This is a genomic window from Tepidamorphus gemmatus, from assembly GCF_004346195.1.
Lineage (GTDB): Bacteria > Pseudomonadota > Alphaproteobacteria > Rhizobiales > Tepidamorphaceae > Tepidamorphus > Tepidamorphus gemmatus.
In genome coordinates, this window is sequence record NZ_SMAK01000004.1 from 213,324 (window position 1) to 238,509 (window position 25,186).

24 protein-coding genes are annotated in these 25,186 nt (G+C 66.5%); 11 read left to right on the plus strand and 13 right to left on the minus strand.

Annotation, left to right across the window (positions count from 1 at the left end; translation table 11 throughout):
* Positions 1-281 precede the first annotated feature (281 nt).
* On the plus strand, positions 282-911 hold the full coding sequence (locus tag EDC22_RS08465) for a glutathione S-transferase family protein (RefSeq protein ID WP_132806353.1): 630 nt from the start codon (positions 282-284) through the stop codon (positions 909-911).
* Positions 912-935: 24 nt separating this feature from the next.
* On the opposite strand, the gene otnC is transcribed toward EDC22_RS08465, so the two are convergent.
* The 6 genes from otnC to EDC22_RS08495 all read right to left on the minus strand — a co-directional run bounded on the left by otnC (position 936) and on the right by EDC22_RS08495 (position 7,595).
* On the minus strand, positions 936-1,571 hold the full coding sequence (gene otnC, locus EDC22_RS08470) for a 3-oxo-tetronate 4-phosphate decarboxylase (protein ID WP_132806203.1): 636 nt from the start codon (positions 1,569-1,571) through the stop codon (positions 936-938).
* A 22-nt stretch (positions 1,572-1,593) separates the two neighbouring features.
* Complete coding sequence (recJ, locus tag EDC22_RS08475) at positions 1,594-3,369, minus strand: single-stranded-DNA-specific exonuclease RecJ (protein WP_245499686.1); 1,776 nt, start codon at positions 3,367-3,369, stop codon at positions 1,594-1,596.
* A 101-nt stretch (positions 3,370-3,470) separates the two neighbouring features.
* Positions 3,471-4,433 carry a class II fructose-bisphosphatase gene (gene glpX / locus EDC22_RS08480; protein ID WP_132806354.1) on the minus strand — a complete coding sequence of 321 codons (963 nt, stop codon included), beginning with the start codon at positions 4,431-4,433 and terminating at the stop codon, positions 3,471-3,473.
* Between the two features lie 101 nt (positions 4,434-4,534).
* Entirely contained in the window at positions 4,535-5,842 is a 1,308-nt protein-coding gene (locus EDC22_RS08485; RefSeq protein ID WP_132806205.1) for a homoserine dehydrogenase, read from the minus strand.
* Between the two features lie 38 nt (positions 5,843-5,880).
* The gene (locus EDC22_RS08490; protein ID WP_132806206.1) at positions 5,881-7,101 is read right to left on the minus strand and encodes an LL-diaminopimelate aminotransferase; all 1,221 of its coding nucleotides are present in this window, start codon (positions 7,099-7,101) and stop codon (positions 5,881-5,883) included.
* Positions 7,098-7,595, minus strand: coding sequence for a hypothetical protein (locus EDC22_RS08495; RefSeq protein ID WP_132806207.1), 498 nt, complete (start codon positions 7,593-7,595; stop codon positions 7,098-7,100). Before EDC22_RS08495 ends, EDC22_RS08490 begins: the two co-directional genes overlap by 4 nt.
* Positions 7,596-7,705: 110 nt before the next feature.
* On the opposite strand from EDC22_RS08495, the gene phaC reads away from it, so the two are divergent.
* Positions 7,706-9,511 (plus strand): class I poly(R)-hydroxyalkanoic acid synthase, encoded by a 1,806-nt coding sequence (phaC, locus tag EDC22_RS08500; protein ID WP_132806208.1) that lies wholly within the window; start codon positions 7,706-7,708, stop codon positions 9,509-9,511.
* A gap of 84 nt (positions 9,512-9,595) precedes the next feature.
* Positions 9,596-10,438 (plus strand): DMT family transporter, encoded by an 843-nt coding sequence (locus EDC22_RS08505; protein ID WP_132806209.1) that lies wholly within the window; start codon positions 9,596-9,598, stop codon positions 10,436-10,438.
* A gap of 53 nt (positions 10,439-10,491) precedes the next feature.
* On the opposite strand, the gene argC is transcribed toward EDC22_RS08505, so the two are convergent.
* From argC to EDC22_RS08525, 4 genes are all read right to left on the minus strand, one after another.
* Positions 10,492-11,520: an N-acetyl-gamma-glutamyl-phosphate reductase gene (gene argC, locus EDC22_RS08510; RefSeq protein WP_132806210.1), complete on the minus strand. Its 1,029-nt coding sequence runs from the start codon at positions 11,518-11,520 to the stop codon at positions 10,492-10,494.
* Between the two features lie 233 nt (positions 11,521-11,753).
* Complete coding sequence (gene rpsI, locus EDC22_RS08515) at positions 11,754-12,236, minus strand: 30S ribosomal protein S9 (protein ID WP_132806211.1); 483 nt, start codon at positions 12,234-12,236, stop codon at positions 11,754-11,756.
* 2 nt (positions 12,237-12,238) lie between these two features.
* Positions 12,239-12,703, minus strand: a complete 465-nt coding sequence (gene rplM / locus EDC22_RS08520; protein ID WP_132806212.1) for a 50S ribosomal protein L13 — start codon at positions 12,701-12,703, stop codon at positions 12,239-12,241.
* A 194-nt stretch (positions 12,704-12,897) separates the two neighbouring features.
* Entirely contained in the window at positions 12,898-13,344 is a 447-nt protein-coding gene (locus EDC22_RS08525) for a PaaI family thioesterase (RefSeq protein WP_132806213.1), read from the minus strand.
* 166 nt (positions 13,345-13,510) lie between these two features.
* On the opposite strand from EDC22_RS08525, the gene EDC22_RS08530 reads away from it, so the two are divergent.
* The 4 genes from EDC22_RS08530 to EDC22_RS08545 all read left to right on the plus strand — a co-directional run bounded on the left by EDC22_RS08530 (position 13,511) and on the right by EDC22_RS08545 (position 16,969).
* Positions 13,511-14,089, plus strand: coding sequence for a hypothetical protein (locus EDC22_RS08530; RefSeq protein ID WP_132806214.1), 579 nt, complete (start codon positions 13,511-13,513; stop codon positions 14,087-14,089).
* 29 nt (positions 14,090-14,118) lie between these two features.
* Positions 14,119-14,946, plus strand: a complete 828-nt coding sequence (locus EDC22_RS08535; RefSeq protein ID WP_132806215.1) for an enoyl-CoA hydratase — start codon at positions 14,119-14,121, stop codon at positions 14,944-14,946.
* Between the two features lie 104 nt (positions 14,947-15,050).
* Positions 15,051-15,608: a CoA-binding protein gene (locus EDC22_RS08540; RefSeq protein ID WP_132806216.1), complete on the plus strand. Its 558-nt coding sequence runs from the start codon at positions 15,051-15,053 to the stop codon at positions 15,606-15,608.
* 74 nt (positions 15,609-15,682) lie between these two features.
* Complete coding sequence (locus EDC22_RS08545; protein WP_132806217.1) at positions 15,683-16,969, plus strand: O-acetylhomoserine aminocarboxypropyltransferase; 1,287 nt, start codon at positions 15,683-15,685, stop codon at positions 16,967-16,969.
* A 272-nt stretch (positions 16,970-17,241) separates the two neighbouring features.
* Here the strand turns inward: EDC22_RS08545 and EDC22_RS08550 are convergent, their stop codons facing one another.
* Positions 17,242-18,342, minus strand: a complete 1,101-nt coding sequence (locus EDC22_RS08550) for a COX15/CtaA family protein (RefSeq protein WP_132806218.1) — start codon at positions 18,340-18,342, stop codon at positions 17,242-17,244.
* Positions 18,343-18,464: 122 nt separating this feature from the next.
* On the opposite strand from EDC22_RS08550, the gene EDC22_RS08555 reads away from it, so the two are divergent.
* Positions 18,465-18,680 carry a DUF2842 domain-containing protein gene (locus EDC22_RS08555; RefSeq protein WP_245499687.1) on the plus strand — a complete coding sequence of 72 codons (216 nt, stop codon included), beginning with the start codon at positions 18,465-18,467 and terminating at the stop codon, positions 18,678-18,680.
* Between the two features lie 6 nt (positions 18,681-18,686).
* On the opposite strand, the gene EDC22_RS08560 is transcribed toward EDC22_RS08555, so the two are convergent.
* Positions 18,687-19,739, minus strand: a complete 1,053-nt coding sequence (locus EDC22_RS08560; protein ID WP_132806219.1) for a polysaccharide deacetylase family protein — start codon at positions 19,737-19,739, stop codon at positions 18,687-18,689.
* Between the two features lie 129 nt (positions 19,740-19,868).
* Here EDC22_RS08560 and EDC22_RS08565 point away from each other — a divergent pair, with 129 nt between their 5' ends.
* Entirely contained in the window at positions 19,869-21,065 is a 1,197-nt protein-coding gene (locus EDC22_RS08565) for a GNAT family N-acetyltransferase (protein WP_132806220.1), read from the plus strand.
* Between the two features lie 39 nt (positions 21,066-21,104).
* On the opposite strand, the gene EDC22_RS08570 is transcribed toward EDC22_RS08565, so the two are convergent.
* A complete protein-coding gene (locus EDC22_RS08570; protein WP_132806221.1) occupies positions 21,105-23,279 on the minus strand; it encodes a GumC family protein in 2,175 nt (724 codons plus the stop codon).
* Between the two features lie 172 nt (positions 23,280-23,451).
* Here EDC22_RS08570 and EDC22_RS08575 point away from each other — a divergent pair, with 172 nt between their 5' ends.
* Positions 23,452-24,012: a polysaccharide biosynthesis/export family protein gene (locus tag EDC22_RS08575; RefSeq protein WP_132806222.1), complete on the plus strand. Its 561-nt coding sequence runs from the start codon at positions 23,452-23,454 to the stop codon at positions 24,010-24,012.
* A 9-nt stretch (positions 24,013-24,021) separates the two neighbouring features.
* Positions 24,022-25,164 carry a glycosyltransferase family 4 protein gene (locus EDC22_RS08580; protein ID WP_132806223.1) on the plus strand — a complete coding sequence of 381 codons (1,143 nt, stop codon included), beginning with the start codon at positions 24,022-24,024 and terminating at the stop codon, positions 25,162-25,164.
* The last annotated feature ends 22 nt before the right edge of the window (positions 25,165-25,186 follow it).

The following is a 25,186-nucleotide window of genomic DNA, read 5'->3' on the forward strand; positions in this document are numbered from 1 at the left end:
CGCGAGCCACACGCCCATCCCAGCAAGTACAACGGCTGGAAACAGGCGCCCCATCAGCAATCCTCCGCGACGCGAGCGACAACCGCCTTGCCGCTGATCCCGGCCCGTCGTACAGCGCCATCATCCGATGATGCGGTACGCTTGCGCCGTCTCACCGACAACGCGAATGATGCCGCGCGTGGATGGTGGCATGCCATGGCAGGCGCCACTTCCCTCGCAGGCCTGCGCATGCAAGGTTGCCGTGCCTCCTTCAACAGACCAATACCAAGGAGCAAATGCCCGTGATCGACCTCTACACCTGGTCCACGCCGAACGGCCGCAAGGTCTCGATTGCGCTGGAGGAACTGGGACTGCCCTATACTGTCCACGAGATCGACATCACGAAGGACGAACAGTTCGCCCCAGAGTTCCTGAAAATCAGCCCGAACAACAAGATCCCGGCGATCGTCGATCGCGACACCGGCATGTCGCTGATGGAGTCGGGTGCCATCCTGCTCTATCTGGCGAAAAAGACCGGCCGGCTTATGCCGGCCGACGATGCCCGATACTGGCAGGCGGTCGAATGGCTGATGTGGCAGATGGGCGGTTTCGGCCCGATGCTCGGCCAGGCGCATCACTTCCTGCATTTCAACAGGGGCAAGGCGCCCTATGCCGAAGAGCGCTACGGCAAGGAGGCCCAGCGCCTCTACGGCGTCCTCGACAGGCGACTCGCGGATCGCGACTACCTCGCCGGCGAGTATTCGATTGCCGATATCGCGACCTGGCCGTGGGCGTCGCGCTTCGAATGGCAGGGCATCGATCTGACCCGGTTCCCCAATGTGCGGGCCTGGTACGAGCGCATCGCGAGCCGCCCCGCCGTGCAGAAGGGTTACGACGTGCCGGCACGCGGCAATCGCATCCCCATGCCCTGATCGCGGCCGGCCGCGCGATCCGTCTCATCCGAATCGCCGCCGCAGCTCCGCGACCTGATCCGGTGTCAGTGTGCGGATCGCCTGCCCGCGCAGCAGGAGAAACAGCCGGGCCGTCTCCTCCAGTTCCTCGGTCGCATGGGTTGCTGCCTCAAGGCTGGTGCCGGCGACGACCGGCCCGTGATTGGCCAGCAGCACTGCATGGTGCCTGGAGGCCAACGCCGAAACGGCGCCCGCCAGCGCCGGGTCGCCTGGCGGATAGTAGGGTACCAGCGGCAGCGTGCCGACCCGCATGACGTAATAGGCGGTGATTGGCGGCAGGACATCTGCCGGATCGATATCGGCGAGCACGCTGACGGCGACCGAATGTGTCGAGTGCAGATGCACGACCGCCCGCGCATCGCACCGCTGCCGATACATCTCCACGTGCAGGAAGGCCTCCTTGGTGGGCGCGTCACCGCCGACATGCCTGCCCTCCGGATCGAGCTTCGACAGCCGCGCGGGGTCGAGCGCGCCGAGGGAGGCATTGGTAGGCGTCATCAGCCAGGACCCGTCGTCGAGGCGGAGGCTGAGATTGCCGGTCGACCCGAAGGTCAAGCCGCGGTCGAACAGCGACTTGCCGGTCGCCACCAGATTGTCGCGGGCTCTGGCCTCTTCGCTCATTCCCCTCTCCCGTTGCGTCGGCTCAGGTTCCGTGCGGTGCGATGTCGCGAACGGCGATCTGCACCGCCTCGCGGCCGCCCCAGCGGTCGACCCGCAGCGTCCCCGCCACATGTACCGTCCGGTCACGCGCCGACAGCAGTGCATCGCCGAGCGGCGTGCCGACAGCGCGAAAGGCGATGCCCTTGATCCGCCCGCTGCTGTCGGCGAGGCTCAGCCGGACATGCCCCTGAGCGGTCGGCTCGACATAGGCGAGACGGTGGGCGGCAAGCGCGACCACGGGCTGCGGATTGCCAGAGCCGAAGGGCCCCGCCGCCTCCAGCGTCGCGGCCAGTTCCGGCGTGGCGCCGGAGGCCGTCAGCAGGCCATCGACCTTCAGGTCGCTCTCGGCCGCGGCGGCGACCGACGCCGCAAGGCGTGCGTCGAGGAACTCGGACAGGTCGCCGATCCGATCCCGGTGCACCGTCAGTCCCGCGGCCATCGCGTGTCCACCGCCCTTGACCGCGATCCCCTCGGCGACCGCCGCCCTTATCGCCGCGCCGAGATCGACACCGCGGATGGAACGGCCGGAGCCGGTACCGAACCCGTCGGGTCCGAGTGCAATCGCAAAGGCGGGCACTCCGTATTTCTCCTTGAGCCGCGCAGCGACGATGCCGACCACGCCCGGATGCCAGTCGTCTGCGGAATGCGCGACGAGAACCGAGCGCGGGCGGACGGCGAGATCGGCCTCGATGATCGCCTGGGCCTGTTCGAGGATGCGCGCCTCGATCGCCTGACGCTCGCCGTTCAGCCGATCGAGCGTGGCCGCGAGCCGGGCCGCCTCGTTGCTGTCGCTGCACAGGAGCAGCCTGACGCCAAGACCGGCATCGCCGATGCGGCCGCCGGCATTGATGCGAGGTCCGAGCAGGAAGCCGAGATGGTACGTGTCCGGCGGTTCGGTGAGGCGGGCGACATCGGCCAGCGCGGCAAGTCCGATGCAGTCGCGGCGTCGCAGTGCGATGAGCCCCTTGCGGACATAGGCGCGATTGAGCCCGGTCAGCGGTACCACGTCGGCGACGGTGCCGAGCGCGACGAGGTCGAGCCAGCCGAGCAGATCGGGCTGCGGATGACCGGCTGCCCGCAGCAGGCGATTGGTCGCAACCAACAGCAGGAACACAACGCCGACCGCCGCCAGATGTCCCTGCCCGCTCAGATCGTCCTGCCGGTTGGGATTGACGACGGCAACGGCAGGCGGCAGGTCGGCGCCCATCTGGTGGTGATCGACCACCACAACATCGAGACCAAGCCGCCGCGCCCGGCTCAACGCATCGTGGCTGGTTGATCCGCAATCCACCGTGACGAGCAGGCTGGCGCCGGTCCGAGCGAGCGCGGCGATCGCCTCGTCATTCGGCCCGTAACCCTCGACGATGCGATCGGGAATATGGATGACCGGATCGAGGCCGTGGAAGCGCAGGAAACGGGCGAGCAGTGCCGCCGACGTTGCGCCGTCGACATCATAATCACCGAAGATCGCGATGCGCTCGCCCGCACGGATCGCGCGCGCCAGCCGATCGGCAGCAGCCTCCATCCCGGCGAGTCGGGACGGATCGGGCATCAGCGCGCGCAGGCTGGGATCGAGATAGCCGGACGCGTCGGCCGCGGCGACACCCCGTCCAGCCAGGACCCTCGCAAGAAGCTCCGGCAGGTCATGCTGCTGCACCATCGCCAGGGCAGCCTGGTGGCCTGCCCGATCGAGGCGATCCACCCAGCGGCGTCCACAGACCGAGCGTTCGACGCCCAGAAGAGCGCGTTCGGCACGCATGGCCAGCGCCGGCGGATCGGCTGCGGTCAACATCCTACCCATTGCACCCAGGACAAAGCCCGAGTCGCCTGTGCCAGTCCAGCGGCGATGGGCGGGCGGCTTCAGCCGAACTTTTCGAAGGAGCGGTGCTCGGCCTTGATCCAGCGGACCGTCTGCGTCGAGGAGCGCATCACCACCGTCTCGGTGCGGATGGTCTTCTTGCCGAAGCGCACACCGGAGAGAAGGTTGCCGTCGGTGACACCCGTTGCCGCGAACAGGACGTCGCCGCGCGCCATCTCGTCCATCTGATAGATGCGGTCGAAGTCCTCGATACCCATCTTGCGGGCCCGCTTGCGCTTGTCGTCGGTGTCGAGGATCAGCCGGCCCTGCATCTGGCCACCGATGCAGCGCAGCGCGGCGGCCGCAAGGACGCCCTCCGGCGCCCCGCCGATGCCGAGATAGATGTCGATGCCGGTCTCCTCTGGCGTCGTGGTGTGGATGACCCCGGCGATGTCGCCGTCGCCGATCAGGCGGATGCCGGCGCCGACCGAGCGAATGTCCTCGATGATCGAGGCGTGACGTGGCCGATCGAGGACACAGGCCGTGATCTCGCCGACCGGCACGCCCTTGGCCTTGGCCAGCGCCTTGATGTTCTCGGCCGGCAGCGCCTCGAGGCTGACGACCCCCTCAGGATAACCCGGGCCGATGGCGATCTTGTCCATATAGACGTCGGGCGCGTTCAGGAGGCTGCCGCTTTCGGCGATTGCGATCACCGCGAGCGAGTTCGGCAGGTCCTTGGCACAGATGGTGGTTCCCTCGAGCGGATCGAGTGCGATGTCGACCTTCGGCCCCTCGCCGGTGCCGACCTCCTCGCCGATGTAGAGCATCGGCGCTTCGTCGCGCTCGCCTTCACCGATGACGACCGTGCCGCGGATCGCGAGACGGTTGAGCTCGCGCCGCATGGCGTCAACGGCGGCCTGATCGGCAGCCTTCTCGTCGCCGCGGCCCCGCCACCTGGCGGCGTTGACGGCCGCCCGTTCGGTGACGCGCACGATCTCCAGCGTCAGGACGCGGTCGAGAACCATGCTGATCCCCGACTGCTTCTTGCCAACCTTGCCCGTCTTGGCCGCCTTCGGCCCCTTCCTGTCGTCCTTGCGCGCCATCTTCTTCCTCTGGCCTGGTGCCGCTACGGCTTCTCGATACGGATCATCTGCGGACGCCCCTCGATCTGACCGTCCTCCTGGATCGCATCGAGCGCCCGCCTGATCTGGGCTTCGGTGGTCTCGTGGGTGATGAGGATGACCCGCCGCGCCCGCACATCCGATCCGTCGCGGTCATGACCGTCCTTCTGCATGATGCTTTCCAGCGAGATCGACTGCTCGGCCATGCGCCGCGCGATTGCGGCGAAGGCGCCGGGGCGATCGAACACCGACAGGCGAATGTAGTACCCACCTTCATGCGCCCGCATGCGCGCCGCGCGGTATGGCGTCAGCGTCTGCGCCGGTTGACCGAATGTCGCCGGCCGCGGGCCGCCCCTTGCGATGTCGACGATGTCGCCGACGACGGCCGAAGCGGTTGCCGTGCCGCCGGCGCCGGGCCCGACCAGCATGATCTCGCCGACCTCGTCGCCATCAACCGCGACAGCATTGAGAACCCCGTGAATGCCGGCCATCGCGGAGACCAGCGGCACCATTGTCGGCGTCACGCGCTGCTCGATCCCGCTTTCGGTCCGCCGGGCGACACCAAGCAGCTTGATGCGGTAGCCGAGCTCCTCTGCCGCCGACAGATCGGCGGGTGTGATGCTGGAGATGCCCTCGAGATGGATGGACGCGGTATCGATCTCGGTGCCGAAGGCGAGCGCCGCGAGAATGGCCAGCTTGTGAGCCGAATCGTGGCCCTCGATGTCGAATGTCGGATCAGCCTCCGCATAGCCGAGCCGCTGGGCATCGGCGAGGCATTCCTGGAACGACAGTCCCTCCTCCATACGGGTCAGGATGTAGTTGCAGGTACCGTTGAGGATCCCGTAGACGCGCGACACCCGGTTGCCGACGACGGCCTCGCGCAATGTCTTGATGATCGGGATGCCGCCCGCGACAGCGGCCTCGTAGCCGATGGTCGCGCCGCTCGCCTCGGCCAGCCTCGCCAGCGCCACGCCGCGGGTCGCCAGCAGCGCCTTGTTTGCCGTGACGACCGATCTACCGGCGGCCAGGGCCGCCTCGACGGCTGCCGCGGCGGGTCCATCTCCGCCGCCCATCACCTCGACGAAGATGTCGATGTCGGCGTCGCGTGCCATGGCGACCGGGTCGCCGTACCAGGTCACCGTCCCCAGATCGAGCCCGCGGTCGCGCATCCTGTCGCGGGCGCAGACGGCCGTCACCGCGATCGGCCGGCCGGCGCGGGCCGCCAGCATCCCGGCCTTTTCGGACAAGAGCCTGAACACGGCTCCGCCGACCGTCCCCAGGCCGGCGAGCCCCACTCGTAATGCCTGCGACATTGCCCCTCGAACCGGAAGACGTGCGACGGCGGCAATGCCTAGCCGCGGGCCGCACCAAGTGCGACGACGTTGTGCATGGTTTCCTCCGCCGAGGCAAGGAACCGGCGGATGTTGCGAGCGGCCTGGCGAATCCGCTGTTCGTTCTCCACCAGGGCAATGCGCACATAGCCCTCGCCGTCCTCGCCGAAGCCGATACCGGGGGCGACCGCGACCTCCGCCTTCTCGACGAGCAGCTTGGAGAATTCCAGCGAGCCCAGATGCCGGAACTGCTCGGGGATCGGCGCCCAGGCGAACATGGTCGCCTCGGGGGCGGGGATTGGCCAGCCCGCGCGCGCGAAGGCATCCACCATCACATCGCGGCGATGACGATAGACGTCGCGGATCTCGGCGATGACACTGTCAGGCCCGTTGAGGGCAGCGGTGGCCGCGACCTGTATCGGGGTGAAGGCGCCATAATCCAGATAGGACTTCACACGCGCCAGCGCCGCCAGAAGGCGGGCATTGCCGACGGCAAACCCCATCCGCCATCCGGGCATCGAATAGGTCTTCGACATCGAGGTGAACTCGACAGTGAAGTCGATGGCACCCGGTACCTGCAAAACCGATGGCGGCGGCGTGTCGTTGAAGTAGATCTCGGCATAGGCGAGATCGGACAGGATGAAGAGCTCGTGCTTGCGCGCGAAGGCCACGACGTCGCGATAGAAATCGAGACTCGCACAGTAGCCGGTCGGATTGGCCGGATAGTTGAGCACGACGGCGATTGGCTTCGGGACCGAATAGACCATCGCGCGCTCCATCGCGCGAATGAACGCCTCGTCCGGTCGCGCGGGCAACTGGCGGATGACGCCCCCCGAGATGATGAATCCGAACTGGTGGATCGGATAGGTCGGATTGGGGACCAGCACCACATCGCCCGGCGCGGTGATCGCCTGGGCGAAGTTCGCAAATCCCTCCTTGGAACCGATCGCGGCGACGACCTGGCTGTCTGGATCGAGCTTCACGCCGAAGCGGCGATCGTAATAGGCGGCCTGGGCGCGGCGGAGGCCGGGAATGCCCTTCGAGGTGGAATAGCGGTGGGTGCGCGGCCGCGCCACCGTCTCGACCAGCTTGTCGACGATATGCTGAGGCGTCGGCAGGTCGGGATTTCCCATGCCGAGATCGATGATGTCGGCGCCACCGGAGCGAGCCTCGGCCTTGAGCCTGTTGACCTGCTCGAAGACGTAGGTGGGCAGACGCTTGGTCTTGTGGAACTCGCTCATGACGGGCTTTCGGCGGCGGGTGGCGCGGCCGGCTGATCGGTCGTCTCCCCCTGCTCGGCCGGTCTCTGCGGTGGACGCAAGTCCGTGGAGGGCTCCGGGGCAGGTCTGACCGACGTCGCCGGCGCTGGCTTTTCGGCCGTAATCTTCTGATCGGCCTCTTTTACATGCGACGCGCCTGTCGCCTCAAGATCCTTCTCGATCTCTTCGATCTCGCTTTGCGTCCGCATCACCGAGGGACGGTCCGGCGCGTTGTTGATGTTGGGAAACTCCTGATCCGTCGTCGGATGTCGCGACTCCGGCGTCTCGGTCCGCAGCTTCTGGACGGGAGGCGCGAGCCGCTCGAGATCCGGCGCGGTCTCGCAACCGCCCAGCGCGAGAAGGCCGGCCGCCAGCACGCATGCCGCGAGCGGTCGCAATTCGATGTCCGATCTGCCGCGCATGTGGTCCGGATGACTGCAAGCAGGTTCCCCAACGTTCTGGGGGTAGGTGGCCAATATGTCAAAACCGCGACCCGAATTCAGCCTCGATGGACTGTTAAACCGGCGCGCGTATCGCCATGATAGACTTGAACCGAGAGGCGCCATCGGCCCGGCAGGGGAGGATCATGAAGCAGACGCCGGAGGGACCACAGCCGCCATTCGCGATCCGCGATCCCGAGGCGTTCGCGCGCAACATGGCGCGCCTCGCCGAAGAGGGCGGCAAGGCCCTCGCCGCCATCCTCGGCCCGCGCGAGGCAGGCGAGGCGAAGCGGATCTTCGCCGCCGAGTTGGCCCAGGCGATGAAAACACTGTCGCATGTTGCCGAGAAGTGGGTCTCCGATCCGCAGAAGGCGGTGGAGGCACAGACGGCACTGTGGCGAGGCTATCTCGAACTGTGGACCTCGACACTGCAACGGATGGGAGGAGAAGCGGGGGAGCCCGCCGCCACGCCCGACAAGGGCGACAGGCGTTTCGCCGATCCGGCCTGGGAGGAACACCCGGCCTTCAACTTCCTCAAGGAGGCCTATCTGCTGACCACCCGATGGGCGGAGAACCTCGTCCAAAGCACGGAGGATATCGACGAGCATACCCGGCACAAGGCGCTGTTCTACGTCAAGCAGATCGCGAATGCGCTGTCCCCGTCCAACTTCGTGCTGACCAATCCGGAACTGTTGAGGGAGACGCTGGAATCGGACGGCGAGAATCTCGTGCGCGGCATGAAGTTGCTGGCCGAGGACATCAAGCTCGGAAAGGGCGAGCTCAAGATCCGCCAGACCGACCCCACCGGATTCGAGGTCGGCCGCAACCTGGCGATCACGCCCGGCAAGGTCGTCTTCGAGAACGACCTGGTGCAGCTGATCCAGTACGCCCCGACAACGGAACAGGTGTTCAAGCTGCCGTTCCTGATGGTGCCGCCGTGGATCAACAAGTACTACATCCTCGATCTGACGCCGGAAAAATCGCTGTTCCGGTGGATGGTGGACCAGGGACACACGGTGTTCACGATCTCCTGGGTCAATCCCGACGCACGGCTCGCACTGAAATCGTTCGAGGACTACATGCGCGAGGGTGTCCTCGCGGCGATGGATGCCGTCGAGCAGGCCACCGGCGAGCACATCGTCAATGTCGGCGGCTACTGCGTCGGCGGAACACTGCTGGCCGTCACGCTCGCCTGGCTGGCGGCGAAGGGACAGGAGCGGGCCGCCACGGCGACCTTCCTCACGACGCAGGTCGACTTCACCCATGCCGGCGATCTCAAGGTGTTTGTCGACGAGGAGCAGATCCGGCTGGTCGAGGAGGAGATGGCCCGGCAGGGCTATCTCGAGGGCAGCCGGATGGCGACTGCCTTCAACCTCCTGCGCTCGAACGACCTGATCTGGCCCTATGTCGTCAACAACTACCTGCGCGGCCGGGCGCCCTTCCCCTTCGACCTGCTCTACTGGAATGCCGATTCGACCAACATGCCAGCGGCCAACCACTCATTCTATCTGCGCAGCTGCTACCTGGAGAACCGGCTGACCACCGGACGGATGGTGATCGGCGGCGAGACACTCGAGCTGCGCAAGATCAGGATCCCGGTCTACACCCTCGCCACCCGAGAGGATCACATCGCGCCGGCAAAATCAGTCTTTGTCGGATCGAAGCATTTCGGCGGGCCGATCCGCTTTGTCGTGGCCGGGTCAGGTCACATTGCCGGCGTCGTCAACCCGCCCGAGAAGCGGAAATACCAGTACTGGACCGGTCCGAAGCCGTCCGGCGACTTCGATAAGTGGATGGCCAAGGCAAAGGAGCATCCCGGGTCTTGGTGGCCCGACTGGCAGGCATGGATTCGCCGATACAACAAGACGATGGTTCCGGCCCGCCATCCCGGTGACGGCAAGCTGAAACCGATCGAGGACGCGCCGGGTCGCTACGTGAAGATGAAGTGCTGACCGGTCGGGCGCCGCGGGCTGGCGGGATCTCGTCCGGGGGCGTATAGGAAGCGCTGTCCCCGCCCTGCCCGGCATCTGTCATCCGTGTCGATCTCCGTCGCCCTGCTCGTCCTGCTGTCGGCTGTCCTGCATGCCTCCTGGAACGCCATCGTGCGATTCAAGGGCGACCGGCTGGCGGTCGTCACGATGCTTGCCACCTGCGGCGCCCTGATCGCAGCACCCGCGCTGTTCTTCGTCTCGATTCCGCGGGCGGAAGCCTGGCCATGGCTGATCACCTCGATGCTCCTGCACATCGGCTACAATGCCTTCCTGGCAAACGCCTACCAGCACGGCGAACTCGGCAAGGTCTATCCGCTGGCGCGTGGCACGGCTCCATTCCTGACGCTGATCGCGAGCCTCACCTTCATCGGCGAGCCGGTGGGCCTGCCCAAGATCCTCGGCGTCGTCGTGCTGGCGGCCGGCATCGTCGCGCTGTCCTTCGACCGCGGTATCGGCGTGTTGGTGCGAGAGCGCACCGGCGTACTCTATGCGCTGGGGACCAGCGCCTTCATCGGCGGCTACACGATCTCCGACGGGCTCGGCGCACGTGCCAGCGGGGAACCGATAGCCTATACGGTCTGGCTGTTCGTGCTCGACGGCGTGCCGCTGCTGCTCTGGGCGTCGATCACACGCGGGCGCCGGTTCGGCGAGATGATCGCGACGAACTGGCAGCCGGGTCTGCTGGCAGGCGCGCTGTCGCTCGCCGCCTACGGCATCGTCATCTGGGCGATGACCGTCGCGCCGATCGCAGTGGTGGCAGCGCTGCGCGAGACCAGTGTCGTGTTCGCCGTGCTGATCGGCGTCGTCTTTCTCGGCGAACGGTTCAGCCCGGTGCGCATGATCTCGGTTGCGGTTGTGCTGGCCGGGCTCATGCTGATGCGGCTTTAGCCAATCGCAACCGTCCTCGCCATCCCGGACAGCGATCACCCTCCCCGAGGGCCTCAGGGAAACAGCGCAAGCTGCTCCAGCCCCGCCGTCTCCGGCAGGCCCAGCATGAGATTCATGTTCTGGATTGCCTGGCCGCTCGCACCCTTCACCAGGTTGTCGAGCACCGAGATCAGGATGGTGCGGCCGGGCTGCCGGTCGGCGACGACGCCGATCAGACAGTGGTTCGACCCGCGTACATGCCGCGTGGCCGGCGTCCTGCCGAAAGGTAGAACGTGCACGAAGGGCTCGCCGGCGAAACGCTCGGCGAGCCGGGCGTGGATCGCCTGCGCCTCGCCCTTCAGATAGGTCGTGGCCAGGATTCCGCGGTTCTGCGGCAGAAGATGCGGCGTGAAGCTCGCCGTCACCGGCCGGCCCGCGGCCTTGGACAGTTCCTGGTCGATTTCGCCCATGTGCCTGTGGCCGGCCACCGAATAGGCGTGGAAGCCCTCGGAAACTTCGGTGAACAGGTTCGCCTCCTTGGCCGCGCGGCCGGCTCCCGAGACTCCGGACTTGGCGTCGATGATGATCCAGTCCGGATCGGCAAGGCCGGCCTCCAGTACCGGGATCAGCGGAATGATCGCCGCGGCGACATAGCAGCCGGTGTTGGCGACGATGCGGGCGGATTTCACCTTCTCGCGGTAGAACTCCGGCAAGCCGTAGACGACCTCCTTCTGAAGCTCGCGTTCGGCGTGGGCGTGCCCGTACCACTTCTCGTAGGCGGCCGGATCCTCGAGCCGGAAATCGGCGGACAGATCGACGATCTTCAGCCGCTTCGGCAGGCCCGCGATCACCTTCTGGGTGGTCGCGTGCGGCAGCGCGCAGAACACCGCATCGACGCCGTTCCAGTCCACCTCGTCGATCGCCGTGAGCGGCGGCAGATCGAGAATCGCAAGGTGCGGAAAGACGTCCGCCATCGACTGGCCGGCCTTGCGGTCGGCGGTCAGCGCGGCGATCTCCATGTTCGGATGGCGGGAGAGAAGGCGCACCAGCTCCGCCCCCGTATATCCGCTCGCCCCGAGTATCGCGACCCGTGTGGTGGTCATGGCCGTCTCCGTTCAGTTCGCATGCGGACGTCGCCGCACCCGCCCACTTGTTCCATCCGCATCGTCATCCCGGCCGCAGTCGCGCGGAGAGCCCCGATCGGGGTGTCGCCAGCGCGGGAGGCGACCCGATCCGGTACCGGCCGTCGGCCGTCCGGGATGACGAAGCGCCTGGCCCACAGACAAAAAGGGCGCCCGCAGGCGCCCTCGATCCGTCCACGCTGCCTGCCTGAAGGTCAGCGCTTCGAGAACTGGAAGCTGCGGCGCGCCTTGCGCTTGCCATACTTCTTGCGCTCGACGACGCGCGAGTCGCGGGTCAGGAAGCCGCCCTTCTTGAGCACCGACCTGAGCTCCGGCTCGTAATGGGTCAAGGCCTTGGCCAGCCCGTGCCGGACCGCGCCGGCTTGGCCCGACAGGCCGCCGCCGGCAACCGTGCAGACGACATCGAACTGACCCTGCCGGTTGGCGGCGATCAGCGGCTGCTGGATGACCATGCGCAGCACCGGACGCGCGAAATACCGGTCGAACTCCTTGCCGTTGACGGTGATCAGGCCGCGGCCGGGCTTGACCCAGACGCGGGCGACCGCGTCCTTGCGCTTGCCGGTGGCGTAGGCCCGCCCCTGGGCATCGACCTTCTTCTCGTAGACGGGAGCCTCGGGGCTCTGCGTGCCGAGCGCGGCGCCGAGATCACCGAGCGACTGGATGTCCTGCCCACTCATCTTCACTGGCTCCTGGCATTCTTGGCATTGAGGGCGGCCACGTCCAGCTTCACCGGCTGCTGGGCCTCGTGCGGATGGTCAGGGCCGGCATAGACCCGAAGATTGCGGAGCTGCTGGCGGCCGAGCGGCCCGCGCGGCAGCATGCGCTCGACCGCCTTCTCGACGACCCGTTCGGGATGCTTGCCCTCGAGGATGAAGCGCGCCGTACGCTCCTTGATGCCACCGGGATAGCCGGTGTGCCAGTGATAGACCTTGTCGTCGCGCTTGCGGCCGGTGAAGACAACGCGGTCCGCGTTGACGACGATCACATTGTCGCCGCAGTCGACATGCGGGGTGAAGCTCGCCTTGTGCTTGCCCCGCAGACGGGTCGCGATCAGGGCCGCCAGCCGGCCGACCACGAGGCCGTCGGCGTCGATCACCACCCACTGCTTGTCGATCTCGGCCGGCTTCGCCGAAAACGTCTTCATGAGGTCACCTGTCGGATGTGCGCTCATCCGGCAGCCCGGACGCGCATACGAAACGGCGCCCTGCCGGGGCGCCTCGTCGGACGCGGCTTGTACGCTCTCCAGGCCGCCGCGTCAAGCCACCCAGCGCGTTGCGATCCGAAATTTCACGATCAATATCAGGACTCTATGTATGAGGTATTATTTTACCACACTCCTCATCGCCGATCGGGGATCGAGTAGGTGGTGACAACATGGGCCGCCATATCCGTCTCGCCGTCCGAAAACAGACTGACTTCGCCGACCGCCAGGCGACGACCGAGCTTGATGATCCGGCAATCGGCCAGCATGTCGCGCCGTGCAGGCTTGCGCAGGAAATTGATCGACAGATTGGTCGTCACAGCGAGAGCCACCGGGCCGATCTGAGCGAGCAGCGCGATGTACATGGTGTAGTCGGCGAGCGACATCATCGACGGACCGGAAATCGTGCCGCCGGGGCGGATGTGTCGTTCGTGGTAGACCATGCGCGCCCGCGCGCCGAGTGGCCGGACCTCCTCGATGAAGAAGCTCTTGCCGCCATACTGCATCTGAGGGAACTCGACTGCGAGGAAATCGTCTATTTCCTGCGCCGTCATGACCGTCGGCCGCGGCGTGTCCGCAAGCATTCGCCATCTCCGATTGCTTCAGCTCGCCGGCTGCTTTGACATGCGTGGGGCGGTCACGGCAAGATCGGTCCGACCAAGAACCGCCGGCCAATTCATGGTCTCAACCACGTTCCCCACCTGAGCAGTCGCGGCCCGCGGGGAGTCGCCAGCACCCGGATCCCGAAACATGACCTTGATGCTCCGAGCAGTCTGCCTCGCCGCCGTCTTCGCCATCGGCGCCATCTGTGTCCCGCAACCGACGGTCGCCCAGGGACAGGACCTGCCACCGCAGGTGCAACTGACGCCCGGGCTCGTCGAGTCCTTCATCGCCAGCTATCCGCAGCTGCAGGAGCTCGGCAAGCAGCTCGAACAGAGATATGGCCGGGCAGTCGCCGATCCCGAGGATCCGACGAGCGGAATCGCTGCGTTCGCGGCCTACGCGGAGGCCCGCGGCGAGATCGAGCAGATCGTCACCGCACACGGAATCGATTCGCTCGAGGACTGGACGCGGATCGCCTATTCCGTGATGCTCGCCTACTCCTTTGCCGAACGCGGCGACGGTGGTGGCAGCGTCGACAGCGAGATGGCCGAGGCGATGGAGCAGATCCGCGGCGATGACAACATACCCGCCGCGCAGAAGGAGCAGCTCATCGCCATGCTCCAGCAGCAGATGGCGGCAATCAGCCAGCTGCGCCCCCCGGCAGGCAACATCGAGGCTGTAACCCCCTTTCTCGATCAGATCCGCGCCATCGCCGAGACCAATTGAGGCTGGCGGCCGAAAACAGGACAACGACAATGACGCCACTCGGAGCATCCTCGTCACATCCGGCCAGCAACGTGCCGCTGCTGACCGAGCGCCGTGGCGGCATAGCCATCCTGACGCTGAACCGGCCGGCACAGCGCAATGCGCTGTCGGAGGCGCTGATCAGCGCACTGACGGAAGCCATCCGCGACGTCGGCTCCGACGATGCTATCCGCGCCGTGGTGATTGCGGGCTCACCACCCGCCTTCTGCGCGGGGCATGATCTGAAGGAGATGACGGCCCATCGCAGCGACCCGGACGGCGGTCGCGGCTACTACGAGGATCTGTTCACCCGTTGCAGCGCGATGATGAGTTCGATCGTGCGCACGCCGAAACCCTTCATCGCAGCGGTGGAGGGCATAGCCACGGCCGCAGGCTGCCAGCTTGTCGCGACCTGCGACATGGCGATCGCCGGCGCCGATGCGAGGCTCGCCACCAATGGCATCGATCAGGGGCTATTCTGCTCGACGCCGATGGTTGCCCTGACGCGCAACGTCGCGCCAAAGCATGCGATGGAGCTGTTGATGTCGGGCCGCATGATCGGCGCGGAGGAAGCCGCCCGGATCGGTCTCGTCAACCGTGTGGTTTCCGCCGGCGAGGCACTTGCCGCCGCCATTGCCCTCGCCGAAGTCTGCGCGGCCAAGTCGCAGGTCGCGGTGCGAACCGGCAAGGATGCCTTCTACCGCCAGATCGGGCTCGGTCTCGACGAGGCCTATGCGGTCACGACAAAGGCGATGGCCTGCAACATGATGGCCGAGGACGCCGCCGAAGGGATCGGTGCATTCATCGAGAAGCGCAAACCGGTGTGGCGGGACAGGTAGCCGCCGTCCCTGGCCGCGACCAGGTCGCCTGTCGCGCTTGCCCCCCATAGCGGCAAGGGGTACTGGCTACGCGATGCCTGTCGCATCCGTTTCGTGATCCGCCCATGCGCCCTCTCGCCTACGCCGACGACGACATCCGAACCATCTTGCAGGAGGTGCGCACCATTGCCATGGTGGGCGCCAGCCCGAACACCATCAGGCCGAGCTACTTCGTTCTGAAGTATCTGCTCGAGAAGGGGTACCGGGTGATCCCGGTCAATCCTGGCCAGGCCGGCAAGACGATCCTCGGCCAGACCGTGTATGCACGACTGGCCGACATCCCCGGACCGATCGACATGGTCGACATCTTCCGATCGTCCGAAGCGGCGGCCGCAGTGGTTGACGAGGCGCTGGCACTCGATCCGCTGCCCCGCGTCATCTGGATGCAGCTCGGCGTACGCAACGACGAGGCGGCCGCGAAAGCGGAGGCAGCGGGACTGCGGGTGGTGATGGATCGCTGCCCCAAGATCGAGTACGGCCGCCTGTCAGGCGAATTTGCCTGGGCGGGGGTCAACACGCGCACGCTGTCGAGCCAACGGCCGAAGCTCTCCGGAAAGGGCGTCCAGCACCTGTCGATCCTGCGCAACGAATCGGCGAAGCGCGACACATCGATCGACGAATGATTTGACGCTGTGTCGATGCGGATGGAATAACCGTCAGCCGTCCGCCCACCAGAAACCCCCGGGAGGGAATCAGTATGAGCGAAGACCGCGTCCCCGGCTTCAGCACCCTGGCCATTCACGCCGGCGCGCAGCCCGATCCGACGACCGGCGCACGCGCGACGCCGATCTACCAGACGACATCGTTCGTCTTCGACGATGTGGACCACGCTGCCTCGCTGTTCGGGCTGCAGGCGTTCGGCAACATCTATACACGCATCGGCAATCCGACCTGCGCGGTGCTCGAGGAGCGGGTCGCTGCCCTCGAAGGCGGCACCGCTGCGCTGGCGGTCGCCTCCGGCCATGCGGCCCAGGTGCTGGTGTTCCACACCCTGCTGCAGCCGGGCGACGAGTTCATTGCCTCGCGCCAGCTCTATGGCGGCTCGATCAACCAGTTCAACCATTCGTTCAAGAAGTTCGGCTGGAACGTGGTCTGGGCGGATTCCAGTGACATTTCAACTTTCGAGAAGGCCGTCACGCCGAAGACGAAGGCGATCTTCATCGAATCGATCGCCAATCCGGGCGGAATCGTCACCGATATCGAGGCCGTGGCGAAGGTCGCGCGGCGGGCTGGGGTGCCGCTGATCGTCGACAACACGCTGGCGACACCCTATCTGTGCCGGCCCTTCGAGCACGGCGCCGACATCGTGGTGCATTCGCTGACCAAGTTCCTCGGCGGTCACGGCAACTCGATCGGCGGCATCATCGTCGACGGCGGAACGTTCAACTGGTCGCGCGAAGGCCGCTATCCGACGCTCTCCGAGCCATGCGAATCCTATCAGGGCATGGTGCTGCACGAGACCTTCGGCAATTTCGCCTTTGCGATCGCCTGCCGGGTGCTCGGCCTGCGCGACCTCGGTCCGGCGCTTTCGCCCTTCAACGCCTTCCTGATTCTCACCGGCATCGAGACGCTGTCGCTGAGGATGCAGCGGCATTGCGAGAATGCACTGGCGGTGGCCGAGTACCTGTCGGCGCACCCGAAGGTGTCCTGGGTGAGCTATGCGGGGCTACCCGGCGACCGCACCCATGCGCTGGCCGAGAAATACTGCCCAAAGGGGGCCGGAGCGGTGTTCACCTTCGGCGTCAAGGGCGGATACGAGGCCGGCGTCAAGCTGGTCTCTTCGGTCAAGCTGTTCTCGCATCTGGCCAATATCGGCGATACCCGCAGCCTGATCATCCACCCGGCCTCGACCACCCACCGCCAGCTTTCCGATGCACAGAAGACGTCGGCCGGCGCCGGACCGGACGTGGTGCGGCTGTCGATCGGCATCGAGGACAAGGCCGACATCATCGCCGATCTGGACCAGGCGCTGGACCAGATCTGAATATTGCCGAGCGTCACCGCGCACGCCTTCCGGCCGATCCGGGATCGTGCGGGCAACACCGTCGCCCTTGCGTCCCGATCCCGACGTTCGGCTGGAACACTCGTCCCGGCCGCGTCACCGGTTCCTCGTCCGAAATTGCACCGGCACTGAAAACAGGAGCGGACCGTCGGATCCGTGCAACGATGGACCGCTCCGACACATGAGCCGGGATGACGGTGGCACGAGCGCCTCACCGTCGTCGCGGCCGTTCAAGCGTGTACCGGGGCAACCCGTCAGGCGGACAACGGTCGGCGAAGGGCTTCCGCCGGCAGAGTCTGGCGTGCCGCCACCCACACCCGTCGGACATGCACCGTCAGCAGCGCCAGCAGCAGCATGGCGACCGCCTGGTGGGTAAGGGCGACATGGATATGGACGCCGGTCAGAAGCGTTGCAACGCCGAGGCAGACCTGCACGACGGCGACGATGGCAATCCACATTGCCCGCCGCGCCGCCTCGAGCGAACCGGTCCACCGCGCATCGAGCGCGTGCAGGATCGTCGCGACCACGATCAGATAACCTGCCATGCGATGGTCGAACTGCACTGTGGTGATGTTCTCGAACAGGTTGATCCACCACGGTTCCATCATCATCAGGCCGTCGGGGACGAGCTTGCCATCCATCAACGGCCATGACCGGTACGCGAGGCCGGCCCGCAGGCCCGCCACAAGAGCGCCCAGCACGAACTGCACGAATACGAGTGCGAGCAGCAGCAACGCCCCGATCCTCAACCGAACCGGACCCGCAGGTTCGGCAGCCCGCTGCCGCAGACTGTCGGCCAGCCACAGAAGATAGGAGAAGATCACCGCTGCCATCGTCAGATGCGCGGCAAGGCGGTACTGGCTGACGGTCGTGCGCTCGACGAGCCCGCTCGCCACCATGTACCAGCCCAGCGCTCCCTGGAGCCCGCCGAGCACAAGGGCCCCGGCCAGCCAAGGCACCATCGTCCGTTCGATCCGCCCGCTGAGCAGGAACACGAGAAACGGCACGAGAAAGATTACCCCGATCAGCCGTCCGACCAGGCGATGCGCCCATTCCCACCAGAATATCGTCTTGAACTCGTCGAGACTCATGCCCCGGTTGACGCGCTGGTATTGCGGGATCTGGCGATACTTGTCGAAGGCTTCCTGCCAGGCGTCCTCCGACATCGGTGGCAGCACGCCGGTCACCGGCTGCCACTCCGTGATCGACAGGCCGGATTCGGTCAGCCGCGTCGCTCCTCCGACGAGGACGATGGCAAAGATGCTGAACACCACCACCAGCAGCCACGCCCGCACCCAAGGCCGTGCGGCAACCTGTCGCGGGATCGAACCGGTGGCGGTTTCGGCCTGGGTCATGGGCATGCGCCTGTTGGTTTCGGAGAGCCGGGGGCCTAGTTAGAGCCGGCGGATGGCGGCGGCAACCGCCAGATGACGCCGGCGGCGCGCGACACGATGCCGCCGCGAGGGATCGGAGACAGATGGCGGTGAGACGCGGAACTCGGCGGATTGTCGGTGTGCTGGCGATGAGCGTTTTCGTGATCGTCTACATCGCCGTTGCGATGGTGATCGGCGCGACCGTAATGCCCGAGCGACATCCCGCCCTGCAGATCATCTATTTCGCGGTTGCCGGCTTTGCCTGGACCTTACCCTGCATGCCGATCATCCGCTGGATGCAGCGCGCCGATCCCGACTGACAGTCCTCAGGCCGCATCGACCCTGCGGAACCCTCGCCACAGCGCGAAGGGGGCACCGGTCAGGTACAGATCCAGGTATTTCCGGCTCTGGTAGTCGCCGTTCAGCGAAACACGCGGCAGCGCCGACAGATGCGCGCGATGATCCGGAAACACGACTCCGGGGCGGGTTGTGACGGCGGTCGCGAAGCCGAGACGCGCGGCAAGCGCGAATTCCCTCGGGCCGGCCGAGGCCGGATCGCCATAGGGATAGGCGAAGTGTTGCGGACGGATGCCGATCCGCTCGGCGATGCGCCGGCGACTCTCCGCCATCTGATACTCCGCCTCTGCCTCCGGCAGGGCGCCCAGCATGGGATGATCGACGGTATGCGCGCCGATCGTGACGAGCGGATCGGCCGCGAGCTCTGCGAGCTCCTGCCAGGACAGCGCCAGTTCGGCAACCATGGCTCTGACGTCCAACCCATGGCGCGCGGCCAGGCCGCGCGCAACGGCCCGACGCTCGGGCTCGCTGCGCCTCCGCAACCACCAGTAAACGATCTCGTAGACCGCGTACTTCTGGTCGAGATTACCGCAGTCGAGCGGGGCCGAGCCCCTGCCCATCGGTTCGCTCAGCCGGTCCGTGCCGGCAATGACCCGCTCGAGGATCAGCCACCATGGTTCGGCGGTATGATCGGGCAGGCAGGTGGTCACGTAGATGCAGAACGGCGCCTCAAGCCGCCGGAGCACGGGCCAGGCGTAAACAAGGTTGTCGCGATAGCCGTCGTCGAATGTCAGGCAGGCGAAACGCCGGTCGTCGCCCTGCAGCAGCCGTCGTCGTGCCTCATCCAGGGAGACGATGTCGAGCCCTGCTGCCCGGATCGCCAGCACCGTAGCCTCGAGGAATTCCGGCGTTATCGCGAGGATGCGGTTCGGGGCAAAGTCCGCGGGGCTGCCGGGCAGAACGTGGTGCAGGGTGAAGATGACTCCCGATCCAGCCGTGAACGGTGCGAGTGCAAGATGCGCGCGACAGAAATGGAGCGCGTCGAGCCCTGCCTTGAAGATTGCCGTCTTGCGGCGGTTCATTGCCGTCCCCCGCCTCTCTGCCGTCCGGTCTAGACGGCGGCGTGCACGCTCGAGAGAGTGCCAACCAATTGCTAAGCTTTGCTTGATAGCGTGGCGTCTCGTTCATCACTGGGGCCAACGCACGTGAGCATGCCTGAGCCGATCGATATCGCGGGCGACGACAAGAGCATCGAGGCCGCCGCAGGTGACGCCGCCGAAGGCAAGCTGATCGCATCTGTTGCGGCACATTCGAGTTTCGCCGCGGCAGAAGGTGTCTGGCGCGATTTCGAGCAGCGCGCCGTGATGACCGCGTATCACCGCTTCGACTGGCTGGAGGCCTGGCACCGTCACATCGGCGCGCCCAAAGGCATCGAGCCGCTGATTGTCGTTGCCCGCCAGCCATCCGGCGCGCCAGCGCTGATCTGGCCGCTCGGGGTGAAGACCGTCGGCGCGGCACGGGTAGCCTCGTGGCTCGGCGGCAAGCTGGTCAACTATCAGTTCGGCCTCTACGACGGCGCGTTGGCGGGCCGTCTCGACCGGGCGCAGCTGATGCCCGTCATGACCCATCTGCGCGAGCATTCCCGCATCGACGCGTTGTCGCTGCGAAACCAGCCGCACGTCTGGCGGGGCGTTGACAACCCGCTCGTCGATCTCCCCCACCAGCCCTCGCCGAGCTTTGCCTATTCCGTCGCTCTCGGTATGGATTTCGAGACGGTCTACGCCTCGCTGCGCAGCGGCTCGACCCGCAAGAAGCTGCGCCGCAGCGAGCGGCGGCTGGCCGAGGAATTCGGCGGATGCAGCCTGCGGCGGCCGAAGACTGCCGACGAGCTCGATCGTGTGCTCGACACGTTCTTCCTGCAGAAGTCCGAGCGGATGCGGGAGCGGCACATCACCAACGTCTTCGCCGAACCGGGCGTGATGAGTCTGTTCCACGAGCTCGGCCAGCGCAGCATCGGCTCGCAGACGCCGCTGCTTGACCTGTTCTGGCTCGATGCCGGCGGCCGCGTAGCCGCAACCTGGGCGGGAACCTCGGACGGTTCCCGGATGTCCGGCATCATCAATTCGTTCGATCTCGGCGTGTTCGCGCCCTTCCAGCCCGGCGAGATATTGCTGCGCAATCTGATCGAACATCTCTGCCGCAGCGGCGTCCGCGAGTTCGATCTGGGCATCGGCGAGGCGCAGTACAAGCGGTCCTGGTGTCCTCGCACCGATCCGCTGTTCGATTCCTTCCTGCCGCTGTCGGCCCTGGGCTGGATGCACACCACCGCAGCGATGACAGGCTTCAAGCTCAAGCGTGCGGCGAAACAATCGCAGTTCCTGCGCGCACTGGCGGAGAAATTCCGCTAGAAGCGAGGCGGATCGGCGCCGAGGTGGGAGGCGCGCCGGTCAGGCTGCCGACTGCCGGGTTCCGTCGCCCTGAATATCATCCACCGAGAGGATCTCGACCTGCCGGACGCCAGCGTCCTCGAGCCGGTCGCAGGCCCGCTGCGCGGCCGGATCGTCCGGGGCCCCCGCGACCAGCAGCACTGCGCGCTCGGCGCGCCGCGCCAGAAGCCTCGCTTCGCCGCGCCGGTCGACGGACGGCGCCACCATGATGAGAACGTCATATGTCTGCTGCAGTGCGTCGAGGACTGATGCCATACGGTCAGAGGCGATGAGCAACAGCGGATCGGCCGTGGCGGCGCCGGCCGGCACCACATGCACGCGAGATGTCACGTCGCGGCGAATGACCGTCTCGAAGTCCGCCCTCCCGGCCAATACCTCGCCCAGCCCGGGCCCTGCATCCTTGCCGTCGCCGGCGCGATCTCCGCTTCCGCTCGCCGGTGCGAATTCCGTATCGACGACGACGACCCGAAAGCCCAAGTCGGAGACGGCGCGCGCAAGGTCGAGCGCCATCGCCTCTGCCCCGGCGGCTCGCCGGATGGTCGTGAGAAGCACTGTACGAGTCCCCTCCCCATCGGACCAGCCGTCCGCGCCACCGCCGATGAGGGCATCGCGCAGTGCGATGATCCGCGGGTCGATGGGGAGCGACTGATAGCGATCCGGTTCAACCTCCATGCGGGGGAGCGGTCCCGACGGATGCGGCACCTGAATGGCGGCGCTGCGGCCGTCGCCCAGCGCCGGGACCGGGACGACGGCTCCCTGCCCCGCGGCGCGGGCCAGCTCCAGCGTGATGACCACGCCGCAGCTCAGCACCAGCGAACCGAGGAACACCGCGATCAGCGTCGCCATGGTCTTGGGGAAGTAGGGTCTTGCCGCCGGCACGGCACGGGAGATGATGCGGGCATCGGCGGGCAGCGCCATGATGTCCTCCCGGGCGCTCGCCTCACGGAAGCGCGCCAGCATGGATTCCAGCAGGTCGCGCTGAGACTTGGCCTCGCGTTCGAGCGCGCGAAGCTGGACCTCGTTCTCGTTCGCCTCGGCGGCGCTGTCCTTCAGCGCCTCCAGCGTAGCAAGCAGCGCCTGCTCGCGCTCGGCGGCGATGCCGGCATCGTTTTCGGCAGCGCGGACGAAGCGGGCGGCCTCCTCCCTGATCTGTCGGCGCAGGTCGCCGAGTTGCGCATTCAGCTCCTTCATGCGCGGGTGCAGGGGTCCAAGCGTCGAGGACAATTCGGCAATCTGCGCGGTGAGCGTGACCTGCTGCGTCACCAGGTTCTGGATCAGGGCCGAGTTGAGCACCTCGGAGGCCTCAATGGGCCGACCGGACTCGATCATCTCGCGGATCATCCGCGCCCGCGCCTGCGCCTCCGACTTCTGCGCACGCGCCAGGGCGAGCTGCGAGGTAAGCTCGCTCAGCTCCTGCTGGCTCAGGGTCTGCGGCTCCGCCGACCCGCGCAGGGTCGAGAACAGGCCGTGCTGCGACCGGAACTCCTCGACCTTGCGCTCGGCCTCGTCGACCTTCGTCGTCAGCTGCGCGATCTGGCTGCTGAGCCAGTCGCCGGCATCTCGGGTAATCTCCTGCTTGGCGGCCCGCTGCATCGCGATGTAGCCGTCGGCGACGGCATTGGCGACCCGGGCGGCGACTTCCGGGTCGCTCGAGGAGAACTCGATGGCGATCACGCGGGAGTTGTCGACCTGATAGACGGTCAGCCGGTCGTAATACCGGTCGAGGATGCGCTGATCCTGGCTGAGATGGGTGGTGTCGCGGACTATGCCGAGCAAGGATAGCAGCGGCGACAGAAGTCGCCCGCCCGACGGGTTGAACTCGGGCGAGCGATCGAGCCCTTCCTTGCGGATCACCTCGCGGCTGAGATCGGCCGACAGGATCAGCTGAACCTGGCTCTTCACGGCCTCCTGATCAAGCAGCGCCCGCTCCTCGACTGTGGTCGACGGACGCGTGAATGCGCTTTCGCGATTCTCCACGATCACACGCGCGGTCGACCGGTAGAGCGGGGTCACGCTGGACAGCCACAGGACCGCCAGTCCGGTAAGGACCACCACCGGAACGGCAATCCACATGCGACGACGCCACAGGGCACCAAGAAGCGCCGGGACGGACACGCTCGCGGGTTCGTTGGGCCCCGAGAAGCCCGCCTTGGCGTAGGTGTGCTGGATAGCCATGTCGACTCACGAGCCTCGGCCCTTGGCCTTCGCCTTCATGAATCGTCCGTCAGGGTAACCAATGGGTTAATGCAACCTGCGCGGCCAGACCGCGGGTTCGCTCGATCAGGCTTTGTTAACCTTGTCTGCTTACCACTCGTGAACCAAGTCAACATCCTGTGCGGCGTCCGAAATGGGTCGGCTGTTCACCTGCCTTCTTCTCTGCAGCCTCGCAGTGCTGTCCGCCTGCGCGGGCCCGCCCAAGGTCGACCAGCGTTTCGTTCAGGCCCTGACGGCTCCCTACCTGCTCGACAGTGGCGACAGGCTGCGCATCGTCGTCTTCAATCAGCCGTCCCTGTCGAACACGTATACCGTCGATGCCTCGGGTTTCATCTCCGTGCCGCTGATCGGCGATGTCCAGGCGCGCGGCAAGACCACCGGCGAACTGGAGACAACCATTGCCGCGCGCCTGCGTGCCGGCTACCTGCGCGAACCATCCCTGACGGTCCAGGTCGATACCTATCGCCCGTTCTTCATCATGGGCGAGGTCCGGGCGCCGGGCCAGTATCCCTATGTCGCCGGGCTGACCGCGCGCACGGCGGTGGCGATCGGCGGAGGGTTCACGCCGCGCGCCGTGCAGGACGTGGTGGTCATATCGCGCCAGATCGACGGGACCATCGTCGAGGCGCGGGTGCCGGCCGACCATCCGGTCCGCCCTGGCGACACGATCTACGTGCTCGAGCGCTGGTTCTGACCGTCCGCCATGATTCGCCGCCCCCTGCGCATCGTCCATTGCATGCGGGCGCCGGTGGGCGGACTGTTCCGACATGTCTGCGACCTGGCCGAAGCGCAGGCGCAACGCGGCCATAGCGTCGGCATCATCGCCGACGCCGCGACGGGCGGAGATGCCGCCGCGATCAGGTTCCAGACCCTCGCCCGGCACTGCGAGCTCGGCATCTCGCGCTTCGCAATGTCGCGGCTGCCTGGACCGGGCGATCTTGTCGTCGCTGCCAGGATCGTACGTCTGGCCCGCCAGGTGAAGCCGGATGTCCTGCACGGTCACGGCGCCAAGGGCGGCGCCTATGCGCGCATTGCCGGCACCTGGCTGCGACAGGGCGGGCTGCCAGTGCGTGCCTACACGCCGCATGGCGGCAGTCTGCACTACCGAAGGACCTCTCCTGCGGGCTTCTTCTATCTCGCCACGGAGCGGCTGCTAGCCCGCCGCACCGACGTCTTCCTGTTCGAAAGCCGTTACGGCGACCTGACGTTCCGCGACAAGATCGGCACCCCGCCCGGTATCGTCCGGGTGGTGTACAACGGATTGGCGCCCTCCGAATTCGCACCGGTAGCGCAGGAGGCGAACGCGACCGACTTTGTATTCGTCGGCGAGTTGCGGGCGCTGAAAGGGGTCGACCTGCTGCTCGACGCCCTCGCCCGTCTCGCTGCGGCCGGGCTGCCGGCAACCGCGACCATCGTCGGCGCCGGCGCGGATGCGGAGAGCCTGCGCCGCATGGCCGCCCGGCTCGGACTGTCGGAGCGGGTGCGGTTTCCAGGCGCCATGCCGGCCCGTGCTGCCTTTGCGCAAGGCCGCTGCGTGGTCGTGCCCTCGCGGGCGGAATCGCTTCCCTACGTCGTTCTCGAGGCCGCAGCAGCGGCGATGCCCATCGTTGCCACCACGGTCGGCGGCATTCCGGAGATATTCGGCAACCAAGCCCACCGCCTGGTTGAGCCCGATAACGCCGACGCACTGGCAACGGAGATGGGACACTTTCTCGCCAACCCGGCCGAAGCGCGCAGGCAGGCCGAGGTGCTGGCGGTCGAGATTCGACGCCACTTCTCGGCGGACGCCATGGCTGACGGCGTGCTGGCCGCGTACGAGGCAGCGCTCGAAGCGGCCGAAAGTTAAGTCTTCCTAGAACAATTGCTGT